The organism is Bacillus sp. FSL K6-0923 (assembly GCF_038630825.1).
GTDB classification, from domain to species: domain Bacteria; phylum Bacillota; class Bacilli; order Bacillales; family Bacillaceae; genus Bacillus; species Bacillus pumilus.
The window spans coordinates 2,553,436-2,577,059 of record NZ_CP152044.1; the positions used below are offsets into that span (position 1 = coordinate 2,553,436).

Sequence of the window (23,624 nt, forward strand, 5' to 3'; positions counted from 1 at the left end):
CTGCAGAGCAGTCTAATAAAAAGGATGTTTTATTACAAATAATAAAAAGCATACTTCTAGGGTTAAACCTAAAAGTATGCTAAATTAATTTCTTTTTACTCTTCTATTTCTAATGCTGGTAGACTGTTCACTAAATCCACTGTTTGAACAGATACGTTGATTATACGTAATAGCAAATCAAATATATAGCGTTCGTCATCAGAGAATAAGTTAGGGTCATCTACAATACCAGACTTCTTATCTGTTTTCACTTGATACTGGTCTATTATCCATTCAATAGCTGGGCGACCATTTACGACATAATCATATGCCTTTTCAGGGATATTCTTAATGGTGATGTCACTATTAAAGACAATAGTATCTAATTGTCCACGTTTTGGGTGTTTCATCTTTTGAACTTTATATGAAGGGTTTGTTTTTCCTTCGATAACTAAGTCAGTGAAAGGATCGACAGACTCATAATTCAGATGGAGCTCAGAAAGTTTTTGACCTACGTAAACAAATTTATTTTTATCTTTTAGTATAGGAATGCGAGGTACTGATTTTTTCAAATCATTGGCATACCGTTCACGATATTCTGGTGAATGTAAAACCCCATAAACATAGTAAAAAACACCTAAGTCATTTAAACCCAATTTTTCTTTAATTGAATCACTAATATTGCTGTTGTCTGATAAAAGTGTAGACTTGTTAGAATTATCATATAGGAGAAATGCTTGCCCTGTATCCATTAGGTGATAATTAGGGATATTATCAACCATAATTGCTGAAAAATCTCGTTTGATACCTGTTCCTGTAACAAAAATAAGCTTATTGTTTGTCCCCATTTTCTCTTTGTATTTTGCAGGATATTCTACTACATCTGAACTATAATACAGCCATTTTTTTGTGAAGGGACGATATTGACTATACCGTATTTTTTTAGCATCAAAATCAAACTTAATCCCACGTTTAAATGAGTTTCTCAACCCTCTTGTCCACTTAACAAAGTTATCAGAAGTATTTATAGATGCCAACTTCTCATCTATATCATTGATGTTAGCTAGCCTGCTAATTTCTGAATTATAGTTGTCAATGAGTTTCTCAACCTTTTGCTCAACAGATATCTTTGAAAATCCATACGTCCAAAAATCCCGTGCTGTTTGAGCACCAATTCCATGGTCATTAAATATTCTATCTTCGTTATTAGAAAATAACGGAATATACGAGCTGTAATTTTCATCCCTTTGATTTATCCAATCGAAATTCTCGTCTGGTATAATTTCTTTCCAGTCAATATTATTTATGGATTTTCTTTCAGAAATTATTTTAAGTTTTTCTTCACGAGTTAGATAATTTCCAATATCGTGATAATAAATTTTGTGATTTTCAGATCCATCCTTAATTAAAAGTGTTATAGCAATAGATGCTCTGCTACCAGATCCAAATATTTTCCCACCTTCTTTTCTTGATTGTTCGCCTTGAGTTCTTTGGTCACCCCGAAGATTATACACATATATATAATTGAAATCCTCTGCTAAACATTTTCTTAAACCGCTTGTGGCGTTGCTATCAATAAATGAACCATTTGTAACAAACCCAACAATACCTTTTTCACCTAATCTATCTGTTGACCAGCGGAGTGATTTGATATAACTATCATATAGTGTGTTTTTTGCTGTGGAATTAGAAAATTTTGCATAAGTATTAGCGATATCTTCTTCTAACTTTAAATAACGAACGTTTTCATTAGCATCATTAGCATTATTTTTCCCTATTCTATAAGGAGGATTACCTATGATTGCGAAAATAGGGTTTTCCTGTTGCTTTTTAAGCCGAGTATTATTTTCATTAAACAATTCATCTTCAAAAGAGTTTTTTCTTTCGGTAGATTCAAATGTATCAGTCAAAACAATGCCTTCGAATGGCTGATATTCCCCTTCCATAATTGAATGGAATGTTTCTTCTATATTGATAGCAGCTATATAATAACTTAAAAGTACAATCTCATTTGCATGAAGTTCTTGAGTATACTTACGCAACAATTCATTTTTATTAATCAGCCCGCTTTGTAGTAAACGAGTAATGAATGTTCCCGTTCCGGTAAAAGGATCAAGAACATGTACTCCTTCGGTAGATAATGATTTTCCAAAATGTTTTTTTAAAGCATCATTAACTGAATGAATAATAAAGTCTACAACCTCTACAGGTGTAAAAACTATACCTAAACTTTCTGTAGTTTCCTTGAATCCAACTCTAAAGAATTTGTCATAAAGTTGGATGATTATGTCCTGTTTTGCCTTTAAATTATCAATGCCTTGAGCACGTATACGGACGCTTTCATAAAATTCTTGTAGTCTTTCCTGTTCTCTTACTAATCCTTGTTTATCAAGTACACTTAAAATTGATTCCATTGCTTGTGAAACAGGATTGTTATTAACAAAGCTATATGATTCAAATAATGCTTCAAATACTGGCTTAGTTATTAAATGCTGCGCCAACATTTCAATTGCTTGATTATCTGAAATAGTACTGTTGATGTTATAGCGTAAACTATTTACGAACTTCTGAAACTCTTGAAAAGCCTCGCTATTTTTATCATCCAGCATTACTCGAATACGCATCATATGCTGTTGAGCTATTTCTGCAACATCCTTAGACCAATCTTCCCAATATCGTACGTTACCGACTTTTTTAACGATTTTTCCATAAATGGCACGTTCAAGTTCTGACCAATCATCATCAGTAAGTGTGAATGCAAGTTGTTCATTTTCTGGAGAAGGTATCACTAAGTCATCATCAGGAGCATCTCCAACTCCAATAACTTGAACCTGGTCTGGCTTTTTTTTGTTTAATTCAAGTTTGTTTATAGTTGCGTCAAAACGTTCATCTAGAGATCGTAAAGCATTCAACACTTCCCAAACCACTCGATACTTTTCGTTATTATCTAAAACTGTATTAGGATCTACTCCAGAAGGAACTCCTATAGGTAAAATTACATATCCATAATCTTTCCCAGGGGCTTTCCGCATTACTCGTCCAACTGCTTGGGCAATATCAATTTTCGATTTTCTTGGCTTTAAAAACATAACAGCATCTAAATCGGGAACATCGACGCCTTCTGTTAAAAATCTAGCGTTTGACAAGATTCTACATGTACGGTCATTGACTCCAGCTTTTAACCATGAAATCTTTTCATTCTTTTGTAGAGCGTTCATTGAACCATCTGCGTGTTCAATTTCTATATTAAATATATCTGATTGGTCGTTTACTTCGTTTATATATTCATCAACTACACTTGAAAACATATTAGTAATTAACTTCGAGTCCTTAATTGTCCCTGTAAACGCGATTGCTCTCTTCATAGGTTGGCCGATTGTTTCGTTAGTGTTACCTTTCCGCTTAACCAATCCATTCCAGCAACCAATGATTTTAGTAACATCGTCAAATTCCAATTCTGATTCACGAGCAAGCATCTGTTGAAATCTACGAGCAATTACTTCTTCATCTACAGCTAGAACCATTACTTTGTAGTCAGTTAAAATATCTTTTTTAATTGCATCCCCGAATCCTATCCGGTAAAATTCTTCCCCATATATTTCAGAATTACCCATGTCTGAAATTAAGACAGACATTTCCTCTGCTTTCTTTTTCGCATCCTCACCGTACACTCTTGGTGTAGCAGTTTGGTATAAACGTTTAGCAGTTTTAATGTTGTTGTCATCGTGAACCTTCGTAAACGCACTTGCTTCTGTTCCGGACTCAGTAGCACCAGTAGTACGGTGTGCTTCATCACATACAACTAAATCAAACTCATAAAAACCATTTTTTTGTGCTTCAATAATTACGTCAATTGATTGATAAGTTGAGAAAACCACCAAGAATTTACTTGGATTATCACTTAAGTCGATTACATTTTGACGGTCCAGTAATTTTTGATAATCAGTCGTAGCTGGATACCCTAGGTCAGCAGCTGCAATATCTTCAAATTGATTTTCACCTGATGTCTTCTTAGTAACTTTTCTATCAGAACAGACAGCAAATGTGTCCATATCTTTACGGTATTTAGAGTCTGCAGTCCAGCCTCTTAATGATTGGGAAAGTAACTGAATACTCGGTACAAGGTATAATACTCTAAACGTCCCATCTTTCTTTTCCGCCATTTCCTCAGCAATCACCAGTGAAGTATAGGTTTTTCCTGTACCAGGTGCCATTATCAATTTTCCACGGTCAACAGTTTCAAATCCGTTTACTACTTTCTCAATAGCAGGAATCTGATGTTTGCGTGGTTTTTTTACTGCTTTCAATTCAACTGTCTTGGGATCATCAATCGAGAAATTTGACCAATCAATCTCGCTATCACGTAATTGGGATAAACCTATACGAACAATTTTTTTATCACGATCTAACAAAGCGTTATTTGCATTGCTACTCCATTTATCAGTTGAAGTTACAATAATTCCTTCTGCATAATAACTCTTTCCTACCTCGTTTAAAAAAGAATCAATGTGAGATTTCTGGATTGTTGTGTCCATTGAATAATACTTGCACTGTATAGCAACTAATTCACCGGTTTCTCTTCTTCGTGCAACTAAATCTACACCAGTATCCTTCTTAGGGACTCCGTACTCTTCAGGTACACTTCCTAACATCCATACTTCATCAAACAGACGAGCATACATTGGCTCGTTTTTAAGGTATGCGGAAACTAATATCTCAAATAAAGTTCCTCGGTCTCGTTGTTCACGTTTCTCTGTATCAATCTCATTCATCAACGACACGAAGCTCTTTTGATTTGTTAACTTCAAACTCTTCACCCATCTTTCAATTTATAAAAAGCTATTTAAGTATCAATTCAACGCAGTTCTATCCACTACACTATTATTTTATCATGAAAGGGTGTGAACCTGATGGATGTTTTTGTTGGAGAGGAGTAGGAAAGTGAAACAAGATAAAATTTCATATGGGGAACTTGAAAATTCAGAAATGATTAATGTATTTGAGTATTTTGACTTCCCTTTGTTTTTCATTTCTAGGACTCCCGATAATGATTTGTATTTAAATTACTACTTTAAAGAAGTAAGCGATGATGTTGATAAGAGGTTCTTTAGTCCCATCTCAACTAAAGAGCATCTTGAGTTACTTCAACAAAGAATTTCTGTGTTAGGTTTGTTAATGAATTTTAAAAATAAAAATAGGTAATTATTTAATTATTGATTCTACTGTTGAAAATCCAGATGCAGAAATTAATCTTATTAAAGTAGATGATACAAACTTAGAACCATTGAGTTTTCCTGAGACCGATTTCTTTGCAGAATATGATCACTTAACTGATGAAGAGCTCTACAGGGTAGAGGAAGATGTTATTGACAGTTCTAGATTTAAACTAATCTTAAAGGATGATAATAATAGCCATGATATAGGTTTAAATGTCTTTTTGAAAGTATTGGATCACTTAAAGAAATCCATTAATGGGATTGCCCTTATGATATTGGCAGTAAAGTCATGGATCAGCTCCCTACTCATGAAATAAATTTGAGATTGGATTCCTTACAGCCTTCATCTTTTGGAGTTTGGTTGAAAACAGAGCCCAATGAAGTTTATCTATTTGAAGTACCTGAAAAATCATTAAATAACCTATTCGAGATAATTGATGATATACACAAAAAAGACATTAAAGAGCCGATTGAGATTGATGAGGAATACTCCTTAGAAACAATAAAAAGTATTAAAAATTTATTAAAAGATGTGGTAGATAATAAATTTGCACTTTCATTAGAAGCGAACACTAAGTCTCGTGGTGAAAAATCAGTAGAGTTTGGAAAAGAGTCATATGATAAGTTAGATATGTTGACGCAGATCTTAAAAGAAAAGAGCAAAATATTTACTTAAGAAGTGGAAGTTGAAGGATTGCTTACATCCATTAATACAACCTACAATAGATTTAGAATTTCTACAGATACAATAGGTGAAATTGGCGGTAAATGTCATCAGATATGTTTAAAAAATTAAAAGATGAAAAAAGCCTTCAATTTAGGGTACCAAGCATTATTAAAGCTACTATCACTAAAGAAACTGCGAATGATTATTTAGAAGGTGAACATAACACAAAGTATATCCTGACACACTTTGAACAACCTGATGATTAAAATGGGTGGAATATTAAAGATTCCCCTCTCCTTGATCCTTACTCCTTTCGATTGACAAATATAATAGGAGTAGGGAGGTTGGTTTTGGTGAAAAAATCATTACTTGATGTGAGACCAAATCTAAAGAAATACTTTCATCCACAAGATAATAACAACTTAGAATTTCATGATATTTCATATGGATCAAAAAGCAAAGTGTTTTTTCGCTGTGATAAGTGCAATAAACTTCAATCAGAAAAAGAAGCGAAATCAGTTAATAGTTACACCAAGTTAAACAGAAATAAAGACGCATTTTATAAAAACTTTGAATGTGCGTATTGTAATTACTTGGCAGTAAAGCGCCCTGAAATAGCATCAGAATGGGATTGTGAAAGAAATACAGGTACTCCATTTGACTATAAAAGAGGCAACAGGTATAAAGCGTATTGGAAATGTGAACAAGGTCATGAATGGCAAACCTAAATAAATACTCGCACAACTAATCAAACAAGTTGCCCCGAATGTACGAGTTCAACAGGTGAAAAAGCAATCGGGAATATCTTGAGGGAGATGAAAGTCAAATATCAAGCAGAGTACCCTGTATCAATTGATGGGAAAATACGCAGATATGACTTCCACCTACCTAAATATAATGTGTATATCGTGGTTCATGGTAAACAACATTTTCAGGATGCTTTCACTCGATCTGTTGTAGATCAAGAGACGATAGATCAATGTAAGCAAAGATATGCTGAAGAAAATGGATATTATATTATGGTGGATTATCGTGAACATGATCCTGTAATTGCAGTAAAGAGATTTTTAATCGAATGGAGAAAGTTCAAAGAAGTAGTGTGATATGCTACTTCTTTTTCTATTGACAAAGAACATGATATTTCTTTTTATGGGTGCAATATAGGTTCGTTTTTGAGATAAATAACACGCATTGAATTCCAGTTGAATGATACTTAGCCCTTATGTGCCAATGAATACAGAAGTTTATTCTGCTTTTCGGTGCAACACTATCCACGCAAATGATAAACAAGTACAGCCGCTGCAACAGCCACATTTAATGATTCTGCCTGGCCATACATTGGCACATATAAATTGTGGTCTGTCATTTGCAGAATCTCTTGGTTTATACCCGCTCCTTCATTGCCAACAATCAATGCAAACGGACCTTCTGCCGTTACGCTTCTATACGTTTTCGCATTGTTTAGCGCACTTCCGTATACAGGAATGCCTTGCTCCTTACATGCTGGTATGATCTGCTGAAGGCTTTGCTTTAAAATTGGCAGGTGGAAATGTGACCCTTGGGCGGAACGGAGCGTTTTTCCGTTATATGCATCAACTGTTCCATCGCCTAAGATCACAGCATCAAGACCAGCGGCATCTGCTGTCCGAATGAGTGTGCCTAAATTCCCTGGGTCCTGCACTGCATCTAACAGAAGAAGTCGTTCATACTTCTTTTCTTCAAATACTGGAACTGTACAAACTGCCGCGATGTGCTGAGGCGTTTCCGTTTCGGTCATGGCGGAAAAGGCTTCTTCGCTCAGTTCATAAAGCTCAATGTCAGAATCGATATGAGAAGGAAGCTTATCAGGCGATGTGACCATTAATTCTTTCACAACCCCGCTCTTCAATGCTTCTTCTACTAAGTGGATTCCCTCCACGAGAAACAGCCCCGTTTTCGTTCGTTCTTTTTTTGTATGGAGCTTTTTCCACTGTTTAATGTTTGTGTTTTTTGCTGATTCTATATATTTCAAGCGACTTTAACTCCTTTAAATATCATGAATTTATTATATCTCATGCACACTACATAATAAACCTGTCTTTGAGACAGAATAGGGCTATTACCATCAAAAAAGGAGTGTGGGCAATGGATTTTAATTTAAGAGGCGCAGTCATTCAAAACATCACTGGCCATAATCAAGAGCAGCTTGAGCATACGATTTTAGATGCCATTCAAAGCGGTGAGGAAAAAATGCTGCCAGGTCTTGGCGTGTTGTTCGAAGTGCTATGGCAAGAAGCATCAGAAAACGAGAAAAACGAGATTCTTGAAACATTAGAGCAAGGCTTAAAGCCTCATCAGCAGCAATAAAAGAAGCCGGTTTGCTATCATAAGCAAACCGGCTTTTTCATTTAGCCAGTAATCGGTGTTTCCATCCGAAGCGCTGGATCACGCCAAATGTCGACCCACTTTTTAATTGCAAACACAATAATCACAAACCCTAAGATCAGCATAATGATCGACAGCACCGCATTCAGCACGCTGTAGCCTGATGCCTCGGGATTAAGGTATACATTTGCTACCATCCAATAGCCCGCATAATTCACTGTCACATATAAGTAAGCAAGTGGAATTAAACAAGTCAGCATATATCGCCTTTTATCTGCAATTTTTAATACAACGGTTGCTCCGATAATGAGACCGACCGATGCCATTAATTGGTTTGACACCCCAAACAGCGCCCAAATCGACCCGATGTCTCCAGAGTACAGCAAGTACCCCCACATAAAACAAGCAAGCGCACTTGCGAACACCGACCCAGGGACCCAGTCATTTCGTTTAAGCGGTTTATAAGCTTCACCAAAGAAGTCTTGAATTAAATAGCGTGCCACACGTGTCCCTGCATCAATAGCGGTTAAAATAAAGACGGCTTCAAACATAATGACGAATTGGAAGAAATAAGACGCCAAATGACCAAAGAACGGAATTCCCGTAAAGATATACGCCATTCCTACAGCTAATGTCACAGCTCCACCTGTTCTTCCTTCTAAATCAAGACCAATTTCCTTACTCAGCTGCGGAAGGTTCTCGACACTCATCCCAAGTGTTCTGAACACTTCTGGCGTACTGTTGATCGCAAAATAATCGCCTGGATGAAGAGCCGTAGCGGCAATTAACGCCATAATTCCAACTAGACATTCTACTAGCATTGCGCCAAACGCGACAGGCTTCATATCACTCCAGCGGTCAAGCATCTTAGGCGTTGTCCCAGATCCAACAAATGCGTGGAAACCAGATATGGCACCGCAAGCAATGGTAATTGAAATAAAAGGCCAGACAGGACCAGCTAAAACAGGACCTCCTCCATTCACAAACTCCGTAAAGGCTGGGAATTGAATTGTTGGATTGACGACAAAGATTCCAGCAATCAAGGCGATAAAAACACCTATTTTCATAAAGCTGCTTAAATAGTCCCTCGGTGCGAGCAGCAGCCATACCGGCAATGCCGCAGCAAAAAAAGCATAGATCGGCAGAGCAAGAGCAAGCGTTTTTGTATCAAGTGTTAAAAGATCGCCAAGTGCCGTGCCTTGAATATTCGGCCCAAGGAATACACCAACCATCAGCAAAATAAATCCCGCAGTTGTGGCTAGTTTTAAATTGCCTGTTTTTTTATAATAAAGTCCAACACCCATCGCAATTGGAATCGTGATTCCGACTGCAAATGTCCCCCAAGGGTTACGTTCTAATGCATGAAGCACCACCATAGACAAACCTGCCATTGTGATCGTAATGATAAACAGCATCGCAAGCCCTGTACAAAATCCTGCGACAGGTCCTAGCTCTTCCTTCGCTACCTCTGATAACGATTTCCCCTTTTTTCGCATCGACGCAAATAAGACGACAAGATCATGTACAGCTCCGCCAATCACTGCGCCAATTAACAGCCAAAGGAGACCCGGTAAATACCCGAATTGTGCAGCTAAAATCGGCCCCACTAACGGACCGGCAGCTGCAATCGCAGCAAAGTGATGCCCAAATGTGACCCATTTATTAGTTGGTACATAATCTTTCCCGTCCTCTAATGTGTGAGCCGGTGTAGGATGATCGTCTGTCACCTTTAAGACCTTGACCATCATAAATGTGCCATAAAGACGATAGGCAATCGCTAAAATACACATAGATGCTATGACAATTGTAACCGCATTCATTTAACCATCCCCTTTGCACAAACAATTTGTTACAAATATAACATAAATTGATTGATTTTTCTTTCTTTTAAAACCAAGTTGACAAATGTGAATAATATGTTTATTCTTGAGGTAGCTTCACCTACTTCCATAAACTCTCTTTTGACAGGGCATTCTTTAGGCTCTGTCCTTTTTATTGCTTTCATCTTACAAAAATAAAAGCCAGATCACATGTGCCTTATTCACTAGAATATTTTTTCTTCTTCTGTCAAAAACAGTTCTTTTGACGTAATGATAAAACAGCGTTCATTTCCTGGGAAATTCAAAGAAATAAAAAAAGCCCTTCCCCTATACTGAGGAAAGGCATTCTTACTTAAGAACCGTACGTGATTTGTTCAACCGTTTTTTGATCAAGTCTTTTGATCACTTCTGTTAAAAGCTTCACTGCATTTTCATAATCATCTCGGTGAATCATCGCTGCATGGGTATGAATATATCTGCTTGGTATCCCGATCGATAGAGATGGCACACCATGACCAGTTAAATGGATGCCGCCAGCATCTGTCCCGCCGCCAGGCATGGAGTCATATTGGTAAGGGATGTTCAATTCATCCGCTGTTTGGACAACAAAATCTCGAAGCCCTTTATGAGATACCATCGAAGCATCAAATACAACAATCGTTGGCCCTTTGCCAAGTTTGCTTGTTGCTTCTTTTTCAGTAATGCCCGGCGTGTCTCCTGCTACACCAACATCAATGGCAAACCCTATATCAGGCTGGATTGTAGCCGCTGCTGTTTTGGCCCCGCGCAGGCCAACTTCCTCTTGTACAGTTGCAACACTGTAAGCAATATTCTCATGCTGAGTATTGTGTAAGTTCTTCATGACATCAATCGCTACTGCACAGCCGATACGGTTGTCCCATGCTTTTGCAAGGAGCATTTTTTCATCATTCATCACTGTAAACTCAAAATAAGGGACGATTTGATCTCCAGGCAGAACGCCCCATTCCATTGCCTGTTCTTTGCTTGATGCACCGATATCAATAAACATATCTGTAATCTCAATCGATTTTTTTCGAGCTTCAGGTGACAAGACGTGCGGCGGCTTTGAGCCAATCACACCTGTAATGTCTCCCTTTTTCGTTACAATGGTCACACGCTGCGCGAGCATGACCTGTGACCACCATCCGCCGACAGTTTGGAAGCGAATGTAGCCCTTGTCATCAATTTTTGTCACCATGAATCCTACTTCATCTAAGTGACCAGCGAGCATAATTTTAGGTCCGTTTGCGTTTCCTTCCTTTTTAGCGATTAAGCTGCCAAGGCGGTCACTAGAGACTTCATCTGCATATGATTCTATGTATGTCTGCATGACTTTTTTGACATCACGTTCATTTCCTGGAATCCCTTTTGCATCCGTTAGGTCTTTCAGCATAGTTAATGTTTGATCTAGCTTTGTCATTCCATATATCCTCCTTTATCTTCATGGTGCATTCTTATTATACAAAACCTTTTTCGTTCAATACGATCTTTTTATGAATATTTTTTCGTTTTCCGAAATATTTTTTTAAAAAAAGTTGAAACCTTTTGCCCTTTTCATTCGTAATACATCAGATAACGGTATTGGAGGTGCATCCTGTCATGTTTGTAATCCTCATTAGACTAGCTCTTGTTGCACTGCTTGTCTACATCTTCTACATGGCGGTAAAATTCTTCTCAAACCCGAGAAGAAAGCTGAAACAAGCACAATTAAAAGAAGGCTTTTATTTTATGGACGAACAGCAAAATGCACGTAAAAATTTTAATTTCGTCTATAAAGGTGTCTTGTTTGAAGGGGAAAAGCATGTTCCTTCTAAGGATCATCCTCTGTTTGTCCACTCCATTTACGTTTGGACGGAGTCACCTGAGAAGCTAAGTGAATTTACATTAGAAGACTTTGAAAAATTGGAGGAAAACATCATCGAACGTTATCCTCAAACAAAAATTGATTGGGATCAGCCCATTAAAAAAATCAAACAAAAAAAAGGAGCAGACACGCCGTCTTGATGGCGTCTGCTCCTTTTTCAGATGAACTTGATATATCCTAATATGATCAACTGCACCATGATTAACACTGGCATGCCAATTTGAAAGACAGGATGTTTTGTTTTATGACGAAAATACTGCATCCCTAGATACGATCCAGCAGCCCCAAAAAGCACGGCAGCACTCCATAAGTGCGCCTCTGAAATTCTCCATTTATGCGCTTTTGCCCGGCGCTTGTCCTCTCCCATGAGAAAGAAACCATAGCCATTTACCAAGATCAGCAGCACAATCAACGCGATATTCATTCATTTCACCTCACATGATGAGCAAAAAAGATCACCCCTCAACGGAATGATCTTTCATATGACTTACTTGTCTAGTTGTGCTTTTGCAGCATCAGCAAGCTGATTGAATGCACTTAGGTCATTCACAGCAAGGTCAGCAAGCATTTTGCGGTTTACTTCGATACCAGAAAGCTTTAGGCCATGCATTAAACGGCTGTAAGAAAGACCGTTCATACGAGCTGCAGCATTGATACGAGTGATCCATAGTTTACGGAAGTCACGTTTTTTCTGACGACGGTCACGGAAAGCGTAGTTTCCAGATTTCATCACCTGTTGGTTTGCTACTTTATATAATCTATGTTTTGAACCGAAATAACCTTTTGCTAATTTAAGAACCTTTTTACGACGCTGACGCGACACAGTTCCGCCTTTTACTCTTGGCATTGTAATTCCCTCCTATGATTCCTATTCCAGATTACTTGATGTTTGCAAGTTGTTGTTTAATACGTTTGAAATCTCCAGCACTTACGATTGCGCTCTTACGCAATTTACGCTTTTGCTTTGTAGATTTGTTAGCGAACAAGTGACTTGTGTACGCATGAGAACGTTTAAGTTTACCAGAACCTGTTTTTTTGAAACGTTTAGCAGATCCGCGGTGAGTTTTCATTTTTGGCATTGGATGTTTCCTCCCTCTGTTACTTTACTTTTCGACTTTTGGTGCAAGCATGAGGAACATGCTACGTCCGTCCATCTTAGGTTTTGTTTCTACTGTTGCTACTTCAGCGCAAGCTTCAGAGAAACGGTCTAACACGCGCTGTCCGATTTCTTTATGCGTAATCGCACGGCCTTTAAAGCGGATAGAAGCTTTCACTTTATCGCCCTTTTCAAGGAATTTGATTGCATTGCGGAGCTTCGTGTTAAAATCATGTTCATCGATTGTCGGGCTCAACCGAACTTCTTTTAAGCTAATGATTTTTTGATTCTTACGTGCCTCTTTATCCTTCTTCTGCTGTTCGAATCGGAACTTACCGTAGTCCATGATTCGGCAAACAGGTGGTTTTGCATTTGCAGCAACTAACACAAGGTCAAGATTGGCTTTCGTAGCAATTTCCAGAGCTTCCTGGCGGGTTTTAATCCCCAGCTGATCGCCATTTTGTCCGATCAAACGAACTTCACGCGCACGAATACCTTCATTAACTAATTGATCTTTGCTAATAGTGAGCCACCTCCATGAGATTTTGAATTGAGTTCACAATTCATTTTGACCATTTCGTTGTATGTTTTACAGGCAAACAAAAAGTGTGGGCATATAAAACACCCACACTGCGAACATTTGCATGAAAAAATAAATGTACGGTCAACCTGTCAACTACAAACACGTGTCAATCAGGTGAGAAGCGGGTGCTTCTGCTTGTGATATCTATTCAATTCGTTAATTATTCTACACAATTTTCATTCGTCCGTCAAGTAACCGAACTCTTGAAACAACTTTTTCATCTTAGCATGATTAAACGAATAGGGCAAGGCTTTTTCAAAACAATGACGCCATCAAAGAATGAATTGCATAAAGATTGGGATGACAATGACGGTCACAACTCCTACGACCACAACGGCGATACTTGCCATGGCCGCCTCCACTTCACCCATCTCAATCCCAACAGAGACGCCAAGTGCATGTCCTGATGTACCGAGTGCAAGCCCTTTTGCCACTGGATTTTTAATTCGAAACCATTTTAAGAAGAAAGCACCTAGTGCATACACGATGACTGCATTAAAAATGACCGCAAAGGCTGTGATATCTGCAATTCCGCCAATATCCTTTGCAATCGGAAGAGCAATCGCAGTCGTCGCTGCCTGCGGGAGCATACTTTTCATTACCGCTGCATCAAGATGAATTCCTTTTGCTACGACATACACAATTGTAATGGAACAAAGTGATCCTACAAAAATAGCGGATAAAATCTGCCACCAATATTTTTTTAGCAATGCACGCTGCTTATAAAGCGGGATAGCGAAAGCAATGGTCGCGGGCTCTAAGAAAAACTTAATAATCTTGCCGCCCTCATTGTAATCTGCATAGGAAAAACCGCCAATTTTTAAAAATAAAATACCTAACACCATGGCCACAAAAAGTGGTGTAAATAAGAAGAAGCCTTTTGATTTTTTAAATAAGAATGTACCGATTCCAAAGGCGACTAATGAGACGACTATACCAAAATAAGGACTCATCGTACTTGTACCCATCCTGCATCTCTCCTTTAATGCGTACTTGAAGCTGGTTTATTAGAATGAGAAGGAGTCGATTTGCTCTCCTTTGTCTCTTTACGTTTCTGTGGTTTTTCTGATAATTGCAAGAGAAGCTGCGAGAATAGCCCTGTCGCTGCAAGTAACATAATCGTTGCAATGATGATGACACCAACGACTTGCACACCTACTTCTTGCATGACACCTAGTGATTGAATAACCGAGATACCAGAGGGAACAAATAGAAAGCTAATGAGCCCTGTCAATGATGTACCTAATTGCTCCACTTGCTCCAGTTTGACGATTTTCGTTGTCAGCAAAACAAATAATAGAACTAGACCAATCACAGATGCAGGCATCGGAATTGGTAAATACATTGAAATGAGATTAGAAACGAACATTACGGTTGCAAAGATAAATGCTTGAGATAGAAATCCATATACTTTAGTGGCACTCATGCCCCTTCACCTCTTTCTTCGACTGCCCTCAGTATAAGGCATGAAATAAATGAATGAAGCGTTTACAATCAAACTCACCAGATTCAATGAATGAAATGCAGAAAACGAGTATTGAAATACAAATAAAAAAAGCCGTCCTATTCTAGCAGGAGCGACTTCTTTAGTTCTTTGGCGTAAGTACGGCTGACTGGAATAATCGACCCGTCTGTCATATGCAGATTATACGTCGAATTAAACCACGGCTGTACTTCTTTCATATGAGAGGTGTTCACGATATAGCTTCGATGAACCCTCATAAAGTAAGCCTCAGGGAGTTTCTTTTCAATGACCACAAGCGGTTCTGTGACCTCGTACATGTGATCCTTTGTTTTCACAACCTTTTTCCCCTCACTAAGCCCAACATACATGATCTCTTCTACTTGCAGAATGACAATTGAGTCATCGACTGAGATGGCTAATTTTTGCTGATGGGGAATTTTCTCATCTGACAGCTGATGGTCTCGCGTCTCAACAGACTTCCACTTTTTAAACTTTTGGATCGTCTGCAATAGCCGTTCTTCATCAAATGGTTTTGTTAAATAATCAAGCGCACTGACCTCAAACGCCTTTAGCGCATATTGATCAAAGGCTGTGGCAAAAACAATCGCTGGCGGATCTGACATTCGGTTAAGTCTTTTGGCAATATCAAATCCATTTTCACCTGATAAATCAATGTCTAAAAAGAGCAAGTCCGGCTTATGATCCACCATCCGGTCAAAAGCAGATTCTATATTTTCTGCTTCCTCTATTTGAACATCCTCTTTCGTTCTGCGTAATAAGTATTTTAATTCGTCTCTTGCTAACACTTCATCATCTACGATTAATACGTTTATCAACGAAAATCATCCTTTTTTACATAGTCCATTGGAATGCGGAATGAGATGTCAGTGCCTTGGCCGCTATGAATAGATAGAGCGGCTTGTCTGCCAAAAATCCCTCTTAACCGCTGATCTAAATTGAAAAGAGCGGTACCTGTTCCTTCTTTGGATTCAACAGGTGCTTTTAATAGCTGAGCCATCTTGTCATTCTCGATTCCTTGTCCATTATCCGTCACTTTCATATTGACATGCCCATCTTTCATCACAGCAGATACGATGACTTCACAGCTCGTTTGATGTTTAGGAAAAGCGTGTCTCACTGCATTTTCAACAAGTACCTGAAGCACAAATGGCGGAATCATCACCTGCTCAAGCTCCTTTTCAATTTGAAAGGTCACGTGGTATTTATTTGGAAACCTTGCTTGTTCAAGTGACAAATATGCTTCTACATGCTGCATTTCTTTATGAAGTGGAATAAGCAGCTGGCGGGCGCCTTGCAAATTGGATCGAAAATAAATACTCAGCTGCAGCAGTAGTTTCCTAGCCATCTCTACATTCGTTCTGCACAAGACAGAGATGGTATTAATGGCATTAAATAAAAAGTGCGGATTCACTTGCGCTTGAAGCGCTTTGATCTCTGCATCTTTTAGCAGGCGGCTTTGGGTTTCTGCCTCTCCAAGCTCAAGCTGTGTGGAAAACAGCATCGCCAAGCCTTCTGCAAGCTCCTCTTCTACCCTGCTTAATCCGACCGGAGAATTAAAATACATTTTTAACGTTCCGATCGTTTGACCATTAGAGGTGAGGGGCAGCACAATCGCCGCTTGGAGCGGACAATGGGTGACTGAACAATTGATTTCGTCTTTCGAATGCGCCTTCATAATTTTGCCGCTCATCAATACTTGTTTCGACAGTCCTGTAATCAGGCTTTTCGATGGAATATGATGATCCGTCCCATCTCCAACATGCGCTAAAATCTTTTCTGTATCGGTTAAGGAGACCGCATCTGTTTCTGTTAATCGATGAATGATCTCCGCCACACTTTTACATGACTGTTCATTTAACCCTTGGCGGAAGAAAGGCAGCGTTTGATCGGCGATTGAAAATACACGGTGTGTCTGCATCGCCTTTGCCTGCTCTTCTTGCCGAATGACTGACTGTAAAATCGATAAAAAGATAAAGCTGCCAATTCCATTCACAAAAATCATCGGCAAAGCAATGATACTTACAAGCCCCCAAGCATCAGCAAATGGCTTTGCAAATAGAAGGATAATGATCATCTGCAAGGATTCCATTGCCACACCAAAAAGTGCGGCTTGGCGAGGTGTCACCATTCGATTCTTCCGCTTAAACCTGCTGCCGACATAGCCTGCAATCACACCGGCTAAAATCGAAGAAATCGCACAGCTGAGTGCCGTGCTTCCTCCTAATGAATAGCGATGAATCCCAGCTAAAAGCCCTGCGCCAATGCCAACAAATGGCCCTCCTATTAATCCGCCCATTTCGATCCCCATAATTCTCGTATTGGCAATCGAACTTGATGAGCCGAGATGATAGGAAAACTCATGATTCATGACCATCTGCTGCTGGATTTCAATTCCTGTGTAATTGCTGATAATACTAAAAGAAGCAAAAATAAAGACAAGGACTGCCTTTTTTCGAACCCCTTCATTATGAAGTAATAGATTGCGAAAACCCTTCACATGGGCAAGCACAAACCCTAAAATAACGATGATCCCAACACGCTCGATCATCATAATAATTAAATGAAGCAAACCTGCCACCTCAATTGATGTATGTATTATTTACTGTCTTTCTATTTTATCATGTGCGGTCAATGTTCAAATATCTCTCAAATCTTTTCTTTATTGCTCTCATCTTCTATTGTAAAATAAACTTGAGCCGTCACTTGCAATTGAAGGTAACACATACATAACAAGGGAGAAGATCATGAAAGCCGTATTTTTCGATTTAGATGATACTTTGCTTTGGGATGAAAAAAGCATTCACACCACTTTTCAGGAAACATGCCGCGAAGCGGAAAAGAAATATGGACTGAATCCAGAAACATTTGAACAGATTGTTCGTGAAGAAGCAAGAAAGCTGTATTCGTCCTATGAAACATATGATTATACTGTCATGATCGGAATTAATCCTTTCGAAGGACTGTGGTCCAATTTTAGTGAACCGATTAGCGAAGGCTTTCAAAAATTGAATGCCCTTGCACCAGAGTACCGCAAGAACGCTTGGACCAATGGCTTAAAAGAAGCAGGAATTGACGATGAGGCATTTGGACAATATTTGGCTGATTTCTTTGCAGCCGAGCGGAGAAAACGCCCCTTTGTCTATGAAGAAACGTACCCTGTTTTAGACCGCCTGAAAGGCAGCTATGAATTGCTCCTTTTAACAAACGGAGATCCTAGTCTTCAAAAAGAAAAACTGGCCGGTGTTCCTGAGCTTGCACCTTATTTTAATGAAATTGTGATTTCAGGAGATTACGGGAAAGGCAAACCTGACCCTGGCATCTTTGAGCACTGCCTTCAGCTGTTAAATCTAACAAAAGACGATGTGATCATGGTTGGAGACAATCCAAAAACAGATATTCTTGGGGCATCTCGCGCTGGTATTCAAACCGTTTGGATCAATCGACATGGTAAAAAGAATGAAACAGATGTAACGCCAGATTATGAAATCAAAGACTTACATGAATTGTTTGATATATTAAAATAGAACAAATGAAAAAACACCCTTCTCCTGACGAGATTGGGTGTTTTTTGTGTGCTCAAACTACACAAATCCTGCTAGACTTTGCGCTTGCTTGTCTAAACTGCGGGCTGCTTCTCCTATATTGATAAATTCCTCGTTTGCCTGCTTCACAAGATCACGATTTGTAAACACCGTTGTTTGGGCCCGGCTCGTTCCGCTGCTGACCTTCTCTACTTCCGCATGAATCGCCTTTACATATTGATCTACTTTGACGATCGCTTCTTTTGAATTAGTTGCAAGCTTTCGAATTTCTGCCGCCACTACACTAAAGCCATTTCCATAGGAACCTGCGTGGGCTGCTTCGATCGCCGCATTTAATGCAAGGAGCTGGGTTTGTGAAGAAATGCTGTTAATCGTTGTAGCGATGGAGCTGATGGACTCTACCTGCTCTGTTAATCCTTTTAGTAAGCTCATATTTTGATCTGTTTCGTTTGCTATATGATCAAAGGAGACATTGACTCTTTGACTATGCTGGATGCCCACTTCTGCTCGCTCCATTAATTTTGCAGACATCTCCTTTAAATCGTCTACGACCTGTTTCATCGTGTTTTCTCTCTCTGTTATGTCTGTTGCGACTTTCACAACACCCACTATGTTTCCCTCTTCATTACGGACAGGTGTATAGGTTGCTTCAAGCCATAAGCTGTCACCATTCTTCGTCATCCGCTGCACCTTTTCCTGAAAGACTTGCCCCTCTTTCAAACGCTTCCAAAACATTTGATAGCTTGCGTGCTCTGCAATATGACGAGGACAAAACTGTCTATGTTTTAAACCAATCATCTCTTGCTTTGAATATCCCATGGCTTTTGCAAAAATATCATTGACCCATAGGACTTCTCCTGTCACATCAAATTCAATCATCGCCAGTGAGTGTTCCAATGCACGAAGTACTGCTGTTCGCTCCAATACTTGTGATGATAAAGTGTTTGTTGTTTGCATCATCGCTTTCATTCCCCCAATCTAACTCGAACCAATAGTACATACTTACCCATACTTTCGTACTATCTAAACGTATCATTCAAGGGACTGGATCACCAGTGGAGGATTTTTCCCAAGAAAAAGCCAGTGATCTAAAGAGAAAGATCACTGACTGCTTCGTTTGAAAAAGATTATTTTTTCGCTTCTGCCACTGCATGTTTCACAAAGGCTTCAAGATCCATCGTTTCTGAATCTTGCTCTCCGTATTTTCTAACATTGACAGCGCCATTTTCTGCTTCTTGATCTCCGACGACGAGCATGTACGGGATCTTTTGCATTTGCGATTCTCTAATTTTGTATCCGATTTTTTCATCACGGCTGTCAAGCTCTACACGAAGACCTTCAAGCTGCAAACGTTCTTGTACTTTTTTCGCATAGTCTAAATGGACAGACGGTGAAACCGGGATGACTTGGAATTGTACAGGTGCCAGCCAAGTTGGAAGGGCTCCTTTGTATTCTTCAATTAAGAAGGCTACAAAACGCTCCATTGTAGAAACAACACCTCTATGAATCACGACTGGACGATGGTGCTTGCCATCTTCTCCGATATATGTGAGATCAAAGCGCTCTGGAAGTAAGAAATCAAGCTGTACAGTAGACAATGTCTCTTCTTTTCCAAGAGCTGTCTTCACTTGAACGTCAAGCTTCGGACCATAAAATGCCGCTTCGCCTTCTGCCTCATAATAGTCATGACCAAGCTCGTCCATTGCATCCTTTAGCATCGATTGCGCTTTATTCCACATGGCATCATCGTCGAAATACTTCTCAGTATCTTCTGGATCACGGTAAGATAAGCGGAATGTGTAGTCATTCAAGCCAAAGTCTTGATACACTTCTTCAATTAGGCGAACTGTACGAATGAATTCGTCTTTGATTTGATCTGGACGAACAAAAATATGTGCATCGTTTAATGTCATACCTCGAACACGCTGAAGGCCGGATAAAGCACCTGACATTTCATAACGGTGCATTGTACCAAGCTCTGCAATACGAATTGGCAATTCGCGATAGCTATGCGGCTCGTTTTTGTAAATCATCATATGGTGCGGACAGTTCATCGGACGAAGAACAAGATCTTCGTTGTCCATTTCCATCACAGGGAACATGTCTTCTTGATAATGCGCCCAGTGCCCTGAAGTTTTATACAATTCAACATTTGCAAGAACTGGTGTATACACATGCTCATAACCAAGGCGTACTTCTTTATCAACAATGTAACGCTCAATAACGCGGCGGATCGTTGCGCCTTTTGGCAGCCAAAGCGGTAGACCTTGACCTACCTTTTGAGAGTTCGCAAACAGTTTCAACTCTTTTCCTAGTTTACGATGATCGCGTTCTTTCGCTTCTTCAAGCAGACGTAAATGCTCATTTAGATCATCTTTGCTGAAGAAAGCTGTACCGTAAATACGCTGAAGCATTTGATTGTTGCTGTCACCTCTCCAGTATGCACCTGCAAGGCTTAACAGCTTAAACTCTTTGATCTTCCCTGTTGATGGCAAGTGAATGCCGCGGCAGAGGTCAAAGAATTCACCCTGCTCATAAATCGTAACAGCTTCACCTTCTGGAATCGCTTCTAACAGCTCAAGCTTTAATTGATCACCAATCGCTTCAAAGCGTTTTTTCGCTTCTTCTCTTGATACTTCAATTCGCTCGATTGGCAGATTGCTGTTAATGATTTTTTTCATTTCTTTTTCAATCTTTGGTAAATCTTCCGGTGTGATGGCAACATCGATGTCCACATCGTAGTAGAAGCCATTTTCAATCACAGGACCTACGCCAAACTGAACGTGATGCTCTTTTCCATACAGACGTTTGATTGCCTGTGCTAGCAAATGAGCTGTGCTGTGGCGCATAATGTCGAGCGCTTCATCACTTTTATCTGTAATGATCTCAATTGTTCCACTTTCTAATAGCGGCGTACGCAGATCTATTTCTTTGCCGTTCAATTTACCGGCAAGCGCTTTTTTCTTTAGGCCTGGGCTAATTGATGCCGCGATGTCTTCTGTTGTAGCTGTTTTGTCAAACTCCTTGACTGCTCCATCTGGAAATGTAAGTTGAATTTGTTCTGACATCTCTGGTCACTCCTTTTTTTGGCAATATAAAAACCCCGCCCCCTGGAAAGGGACGAGGTTGAATAAAACGGAATCGTGGTTCCACCCTTTTTCCCGTATTTGCAGCTTACTTTTTCATAAGCAAACACGGCTTGTGGTTCGATAACGGGAATTCCCGTCAGCCATTACTAAAACGTTCACAGCTGATGTTCAAAGGTGGTAAAGCAAATGGTCCTCTGCTAGGAAGCTTTCAGCCGCGGCTTCCCTCTCTTTAAGCGGGTGTTCATTTGTTCATGTCCTTATCAATACGGTCTCTGTATGAAGTTACACCGTATTATAAAACGTTTTTTCGTGAAAATCAAGAAAGCTTTTCACTTTTCTGTTCCAAATGGTCATGGACAAATTGAACATTGTGTTCTTGAAATGAATGAGCCGGGAATACCTCGACCCTTTCTTGAAAAATATTTTGAATGGTCTGTACCATCGAGTGACCTGTATCATTTGTAAACAGATCAATCTTTTGGGGCGCTATGGATACGAGTGGTGCAATCAGCTGCGAATCAATATACATTGGATGCTCTCTTACAAACTGTCTGTCTATGTATTGTTTTTGATCACGCTCAGAAGCGTACCGAAATTCCCAAATCATCAGGCGATCCTGATGCACAACATGTACTTTTTCGAGCTTTGGTTCTTTTGCCATCACATAGTCTCGAAGCGATTGAATGAAGTTTTGATATTCTTGTTCCATTTTGTATTCTTCAATGGAGACTTCAACATAGTTCTTCAGCCTCCTGTCATACTCTGACAGTCTGAATGTCATAAATGAACCAATTGAAAAAATACCTTGCTGTAAAGAAATCGTCTCAAGCTCCTTTGTTAACAGGGCTTCTCTTGACGGTTCTTGATGAATGCCGGGAATATCATCTAAATCCCCATTCATGATGCTGTGGGCGATGGAAAGAATTTGGTGCTGCTCTTCAGGATCTTTAAATAAATACGTGTTTTCAAGAATGCTGCGCATGCGCTCATTTTCTTTGCATTCCAAAAAAAAGTGAACCAGTAATGGCCGCACAATAGGCTCAAGTCCTTCTTTTGATTCCTTCGCCTCTATGAGAAGCCGGTCTTTCCCTTGTTGAATTGACATGTGATGCCGACTGTCCAAGTGTTCAGCAAGATGTAAAAAAGCGGCGGTATCATATTCATCTTCAAAGATTATTTCAAGCATGTTTGTCCCCCCTAACGACATCTGTTACATATATATGGGGAGAACATAAAAAATAGACGCCTAAAATAAATCAGGCATCTTTCTTTTTAAAATAAGTGGAACTGAGATAAAGATCAGATAAATCAAACAAACGATTGCTAAAGCGGCATAATTGCCGCTGACAAAGCTTGATCCAAGGACATTTAATGCCACTGTACCCGGTATTAAGCCTAAAAAGGTAGCTGCCGTAAATGCACGATAATTCGCACGTGAAGCTGCTGCCGCATAGCTGACAAAGTCAAAATGGATTGGGGCAATACGCAATAACAAAATGTAAAGAAAGCCATGCTCCTGAATGCGGGATGTCACCGCTCTCAGCTTCCGGCTGCTTGATTCTGTTTCCTTCTTTTTGGAGCGAAAGGTTGTGGCAAGCAGGAAGGAGCCTGTTGCCCCGGCGGTAGCACCGACGAGAGCATAAATCGTCCCAAGAACACTTCCGAAGGCCAAACCCGCTGCCAGCGAAAAGACCGTAAGTGGGACGAGAACAAACGGGCGAAAAAGAGATAAGAAAAGAAAAACAAAGGGGGCCAGCAATCCAAATTGAAGCACCCAATTCTTCACATCTTTCGGTGCCAGCTGAAGATGCTGTTTGTTCAGCCACCAAAGTAAAACAGCGAGACCTGCAATCACGAGAAAAAGCAGCCATTTTCTTTTGTTCATTTCATTTGCTCC

General features: G+C 39.5%; 24 protein-coding genes and 1 other annotated feature. Of the genes, 8 read left to right on the forward strand and 16 right to left on the reverse strand.

Going from position 1 to position 23,624, the window contains the following annotated elements:
* Positions 1–95: 95 nt before the first annotated feature.
* Positions 96–4,751, reverse strand: a complete 4,656-nt coding sequence (locus tag MHI16_RS13070) for a type ISP restriction/modification enzyme (RefSeq protein WP_058015139.1) — start codon at positions 4,749–4,751, stop codon at positions 96–98.
* 169 nt (positions 4,752–4,920) lie between these two features.
* On the opposite strand from MHI16_RS13070, the gene MHI16_RS13075 reads away from it, so the two are divergent.
* From MHI16_RS13075 to MHI16_RS13095, 5 genes are all read left to right on the forward strand, one after another.
* Positions 4,921–5,181 (forward strand): hypothetical protein, encoded by a 261-nt coding sequence (locus tag MHI16_RS13075; RefSeq protein ID WP_235567061.1) that lies wholly within the window; start codon positions 4,921–4,923, stop codon positions 5,179–5,181.
* A gap of 303 nt (positions 5,182–5,484) precedes the next feature.
* Positions 5,485–5,871 carry a hypothetical protein gene (locus MHI16_RS13080; protein ID WP_235567060.1) on the forward strand — a complete coding sequence of 129 codons (387 nt, stop codon included), beginning with the start codon at positions 5,485–5,487 and terminating at the stop codon, positions 5,869–5,871.
* A gap of 92 nt (positions 5,872–5,963) precedes the next feature.
* A complete protein-coding gene (locus MHI16_RS13085) occupies positions 5,964–6,128 on the forward strand; it encodes a hypothetical protein (protein ID WP_235567059.1) in 165 nt (54 codons plus the stop codon).
* Between the two features lie 87 nt (positions 6,129–6,215).
* Complete coding sequence (locus MHI16_RS13090) at positions 6,216–6,590, forward strand: zinc-ribbon domain-containing protein (protein WP_152982321.1); 375 nt, start codon at positions 6,216–6,218, stop codon at positions 6,588–6,590.
* 78 nt (positions 6,591–6,668) lie between these two features.
* Entirely contained in the window at positions 6,669–6,965 is a 297-nt protein-coding gene (locus MHI16_RS13095; RefSeq protein ID WP_152982320.1) for a hypothetical protein, read from the forward strand.
* A gap of 164 nt (positions 6,966–7,129) precedes the next feature.
* Here MHI16_RS13095 and MHI16_RS13100 read toward each other — a convergent pair whose 3' ends face one another.
* Positions 7,130–7,873, reverse strand: a complete 744-nt coding sequence (locus tag MHI16_RS13100; RefSeq protein WP_058015112.1) for an RNA methyltransferase — start codon at positions 7,871–7,873, stop codon at positions 7,130–7,132.
* A gap of 113 nt (positions 7,874–7,986) precedes the next feature.
* On the opposite strand from MHI16_RS13100, the gene sspI reads away from it, so the two are divergent.
* A complete protein-coding gene (gene sspI / locus MHI16_RS13105; protein WP_003216243.1) occupies positions 7,987–8,208 on the forward strand; it encodes a small acid-soluble spore protein SspI in 222 nt (73 codons plus the stop codon).
* Positions 8,209–8,249: 41 nt separating this feature from the next.
* On the opposite strand, the gene cstA is transcribed toward sspI, so the two are convergent.
* Positions 8,250–10,046 carry a carbon starvation protein CstA gene (gene cstA, locus MHI16_RS13110; RefSeq protein WP_003216709.1) on the reverse strand — a complete coding sequence of 599 codons (1,797 nt, stop codon included), beginning with the start codon at positions 10,044–10,046 and terminating at the stop codon, positions 8,250–8,252.
* A gap of 352 nt (positions 10,047–10,398) precedes the next feature.
* Positions 10,399–11,487, reverse strand: a complete 1,089-nt coding sequence (locus tag MHI16_RS13115; RefSeq protein ID WP_050943605.1) for a M42 family metallopeptidase — start codon at positions 11,485–11,487, stop codon at positions 10,399–10,401.
* Between the two features lie 179 nt (positions 11,488–11,666).
* Here MHI16_RS13115 and MHI16_RS13120 point away from each other — a divergent pair, with 179 nt between their 5' ends.
* Positions 11,667–12,071 carry a hypothetical protein gene (locus MHI16_RS13120; RefSeq protein ID WP_003216690.1) on the forward strand — a complete coding sequence of 135 codons (405 nt, stop codon included), beginning with the start codon at positions 11,667–11,669 and terminating at the stop codon, positions 12,069–12,071.
* A 17-nt stretch (positions 12,072–12,088) separates the two neighbouring features.
* Here MHI16_RS13120 and MHI16_RS13125 read toward each other — a convergent pair whose 3' ends face one another.
* From MHI16_RS13125 to MHI16_RS13160, 8 genes are all read right to left on the reverse strand, one after another.
* Positions 12,089–12,355 (reverse strand): DUF1294 domain-containing protein, encoded by a 267-nt coding sequence (locus tag MHI16_RS13125; protein WP_310426524.1) that lies wholly within the window; start codon positions 12,353–12,355, stop codon positions 12,089–12,091.
* Between the two features lie 63 nt (positions 12,356–12,418).
* A complete protein-coding gene (gene rplT, locus MHI16_RS13130; RefSeq protein WP_003216409.1) occupies positions 12,419–12,778 on the reverse strand; it encodes a 50S ribosomal protein L20 in 360 nt (119 codons plus the stop codon).
* Between the two features lie 31 nt (positions 12,779–12,809).
* Positions 12,810–13,010 (reverse strand): 50S ribosomal protein L35, encoded by a 201-nt coding sequence (gene rpmI / locus MHI16_RS13135; RefSeq protein ID WP_003216324.1) that lies wholly within the window; start codon positions 13,008–13,010, stop codon positions 12,810–12,812.
* 24 nt (positions 13,011–13,034) lie between these two features.
* The gene (gene infC / locus MHI16_RS13140; protein WP_034620611.1) at positions 13,035–13,550 is read right to left on the reverse strand and encodes a translation initiation factor IF-3; all 516 of its coding nucleotides are present in this window, start codon (positions 13,548–13,550) and stop codon (positions 13,035–13,037) included.
* A 71-nt stretch (positions 13,551–13,621) separates the two neighbouring features.
* Positions 13,622–13,753, reverse strand: a sequence feature (ribosomal protein L20 leader region).
* Between the two features lie 129 nt (positions 13,754–13,882).
* Complete coding sequence (gene lrgB / locus MHI16_RS13145) at positions 13,883–14,578, reverse strand: antiholin-like protein LrgB (protein ID WP_170966027.1); 696 nt, start codon at positions 14,576–14,578, stop codon at positions 13,883–13,885.
* 14 nt (positions 14,579–14,592) lie between these two features.
* Entirely contained in the window at positions 14,593–15,036 is a 444-nt protein-coding gene (gene lrgA / locus MHI16_RS13150; RefSeq protein ID WP_058015109.1) for an antiholin-like murein hydrolase modulator LrgA, read from the reverse strand.
* A 137-nt stretch (positions 15,037–15,173) separates the two neighbouring features.
* Positions 15,174–15,911 carry a LytTR family transcriptional regulator DNA-binding domain-containing protein gene (locus MHI16_RS13155; protein WP_342497980.1) on the reverse strand — a complete coding sequence of 246 codons (738 nt, stop codon included), beginning with the start codon at positions 15,909–15,911 and terminating at the stop codon, positions 15,174–15,176.
* Positions 15,908–17,665, reverse strand: coding sequence for a sensor histidine kinase (locus MHI16_RS13160; protein ID WP_342497981.1), 1,758 nt, complete (start codon positions 17,663–17,665; stop codon positions 15,908–15,910). Before MHI16_RS13160 ends, MHI16_RS13155 begins: the two co-directional genes overlap by 4 nt.
* A gap of 175 nt (positions 17,666–17,840) precedes the next feature.
* Between MHI16_RS13160 and MHI16_RS13165 the strand changes: the two genes are divergently transcribed.
* Positions 17,841–18,620, forward strand: a complete 780-nt coding sequence (locus MHI16_RS13165) for an HAD family hydrolase (protein ID WP_061409040.1) — start codon at positions 17,841–17,843, stop codon at positions 18,618–18,620.
* 57 nt (positions 18,621–18,677) lie between these two features.
* Here MHI16_RS13165 and MHI16_RS13170 read toward each other — a convergent pair whose 3' ends face one another.
* The 4 genes from MHI16_RS13170 to MHI16_RS13185 form a co-directional block, all read right to left on the reverse strand.
* The gene (locus MHI16_RS13170) at positions 18,678–19,598 is read right to left on the reverse strand and encodes a methyl-accepting chemotaxis protein (RefSeq protein ID WP_342497982.1); all 921 of its coding nucleotides are present in this window, start codon (positions 19,596–19,598) and stop codon (positions 18,678–18,680) included.
* Positions 19,599–19,765: 167 nt separating this feature from the next.
* A complete protein-coding gene (thrS, locus tag MHI16_RS13175; protein ID WP_058015105.1) occupies positions 19,766–21,706 on the reverse strand; it encodes a threonine--tRNA ligase in 1,941 nt (646 codons plus the stop codon).
* A 337-nt stretch (positions 21,707–22,043) separates the two neighbouring features.
* Positions 22,044–22,913, reverse strand: a complete 870-nt coding sequence (gene ytxC, locus MHI16_RS13180) for a putative sporulation protein YtxC (protein ID WP_058015104.1) — start codon at positions 22,911–22,913, stop codon at positions 22,044–22,046.
* A gap of 60 nt (positions 22,914–22,973) precedes the next feature.
* Positions 22,974–23,612: a TVP38/TMEM64 family protein gene (locus MHI16_RS13185; protein WP_058015103.1), complete on the reverse strand. Its 639-nt coding sequence runs from the start codon at positions 23,610–23,612 to the stop codon at positions 22,974–22,976.
* Positions 23,613–23,624: the final 12 nt, after the last annotated feature.

Excerpts from the sequence above, each read along its gene's own strand:
- ytxC (WP_058015104.1), bottom strand. The coding sequence starts at position 22,913 with ATGCTTGAAATAATCTTTGAAGATGAATATGATACCGCCGCTTTTTTA.
- MHI16_RS13080 (WP_235567060.1), top strand. The coding sequence starts at position 5,485 with ATGGATCAGCTCCCTACTCATGAAATAAATTTGAGATTGGATTCCTTA.
- sspI (WP_003216243.1), top strand. The coding sequence starts at position 7,987 with ATGGATTTTAATTTAAGAGGCGCAGTCATTCAAAACATCACTGGCCAT.
- lrgA (WP_058015109.1), bottom strand. The coding sequence starts at position 15,036 with ATGAGTGCCACTAAAGTATATGGATTTCTATCTCAAGCATTTATCTTT.
- MHI16_RS13070 (WP_058015139.1), bottom strand. The coding sequence starts at position 4,751 with ATGAATGAGATTGATACAGAGAAACGTGAACAACGAGACCGAGGAACT.
- MHI16_RS13115 (WP_050943605.1), bottom strand. The coding sequence starts at position 11,487 with ATGACAAAGCTAGATCAAACATTAACTATGCTGAAAGACCTAACGGAT.
- MHI16_RS13085 (WP_235567059.1), top strand. The coding sequence starts at position 5,964 with ATGTCATCAGATATGTTTAAAAAATTAAAAGATGAAAAAAGCCTTCAA.
- MHI16_RS13125 (WP_310426524.1), bottom strand. The coding sequence starts at position 12,355 with ATGAATATCGCGTTGATTGTGCTGCTGATCTTGGTAAATGGCTATGGT.
- MHI16_RS13120 (WP_003216690.1), top strand. The coding sequence starts at position 11,667 with ATGTTTGTAATCCTCATTAGACTAGCTCTTGTTGCACTGCTTGTCTAC.
- rpmI (WP_003216324.1), bottom strand. The coding sequence starts at position 13,010 with ATGCCAAAAATGAAAACTCACCGCGGATCTGCTAAACGTTTCAAAAAA.
- rplT (WP_003216409.1), bottom strand. The coding sequence starts at position 12,778 with ATGCCAAGAGTAAAAGGCGGAACTGTGTCGCGTCAGCGTCGTAAAAAG.
- MHI16_RS13165 (WP_061409040.1), top strand. The coding sequence starts at position 17,841 with ATGAAAGCCGTATTTTTCGATTTAGATGATACTTTGCTTTGGGATGAA.
- lrgB (WP_170966027.1), bottom strand. The coding sequence starts at position 14,578 with ATGGGTACAAGTACGATGAGTCCTTATTTTGGTATAGTCGTCTCATTA.
- cstA (WP_003216709.1), bottom strand. The coding sequence starts at position 10,046 with ATGAATGCGGTTACAATTGTCATAGCATCTATGTGTATTTTAGCGATT.
- MHI16_RS13170 (WP_342497982.1), bottom strand. The coding sequence starts at position 19,598 with ATGATGCAAACAACAAACACTTTATCATCACAAGTATTGGAGCGAACA.
- thrS (WP_058015105.1), bottom strand. The coding sequence starts at position 21,706 with ATGTCAGAACAAATTCAACTTACATTTCCAGATGGAGCAGTCAAGGAG.
- MHI16_RS13185 (WP_058015103.1), bottom strand. The coding sequence starts at position 23,612 with ATGAACAAAAGAAAATGGCTGCTTTTTCTCGTGATTGCAGGTCTCGCT.